At 24.4% G+C, this 1,126-nt stretch carries 1 protein-coding gene; it reads left to right on the top strand.

Going from position 1 to position 1,126, the window contains the following annotated elements; genetic code table 11:
• The first annotated feature begins 440 nt into the window (after positions 1 to 440).
• Positions 441 to 1,004, top strand: a complete 564-nt coding sequence (locus tag KTO59_RS04660; RefSeq protein ID WP_445083529.1) for a DUF2963 domain-containing protein — start codon at positions 441 to 443, stop codon at positions 1,002 to 1,004.
• Positions 1,005 to 1,126 lie beyond the last annotated feature (122 nt).

Below are 1,126 nucleotides of genomic sequence, written 5' to 3'. Positions count from 1 at the left end.
CAAATACTTATTTTCACATTGTTTTAAAAAAGTGTAAATAAATTTATTTTTAATACCGAAAAAGCTAGTTAAAACAAACTAGTCTTTTTTTGTTTTTAGTAAAACGAGATTTTAAAAATATACAGTGTTAAAAAAAACTTTACATTTTTTTATAACAGTGCGACTATTTATTAGAATGGTTTTTACCATTTTTCATTTTAGGTTACAAACACGGATTACGTGACACAAAAGAAGACAAAAACGAACAAAAATAAACATACAACAAAAAAACAAAAACGCTGCACGAGAATGTCAAAAAAATTAGAAACTATAAAACACTAATTATTATAATTTAATTTATAATTTTTAGTGTAAATATTAAAAAAACCAAAAAAAAGAAAAAAATATGAATTCAAAATAAAGAAACGTTTTACTATTTATTATTATTTGTATAATTTTTTATCGGAGTTAGTTTTTATATATTAAAAACAAAAAATAATCCTTCAACTATTGAAGAAAACAAAGAACAAACAACTAAAAAAACATTCTATCGATCTAATGGTAAAACTATTTACCACATTGATGAATACGACAAAAACGAAAAACTAATTAAACGAACTTACTATCAATTTGATGGCAAAACTATTTGGACAATTGTAGAATTCAACGAAACTGGCCAAGAAACTAAATCAACATGGTACTGTTCCGACGGCAAAACTATTGATTACATTAACGAATTTGACAAAAACGAAAAAATAATTAAACAAACAGACTACAACCTCAACGGCAAAAAAACTAAAACAACACATTATCATCCTGACAATCAAAATATTTGGTTTATCAACTCATACAACAAAAACGAAAAATTAATTAAAACAACATCCTACAAAGACGACAGTAAAACCGTTTGGTATATTAACGAATATGACCTCAATGGCAACAAAATTAAAGAAACAAATTACAACCCTAACGGAACTATTAAAAACATCGAAGAATTCAACCCTGACGGTTCAGTAAAAAATTAATACAAAAAAGACTCACTTAAGTGAGTCCTTTTATTTTAAACACAACAAAAACAAAAAACTAACGCAAAGCAAATTAAAAAAATAATTCAAAATTATAAAAAACCAAAAAATTAAAAAGAAAG

Source organism: Candidatus Phytoplasma sp. AldY-WA1, assembly GCF_020312115.2.
GTDB lineage: Bacteria > Bacillota_I > Bacilli_A > Acholeplasmatales > Acholeplasmataceae > Phytoplasma > Phytoplasma vitis.
The sequence above is the reverse complement of the archived record's forward strand: the minus strand, read 5'-3'. Positions and strand labels throughout refer to the sequence as shown.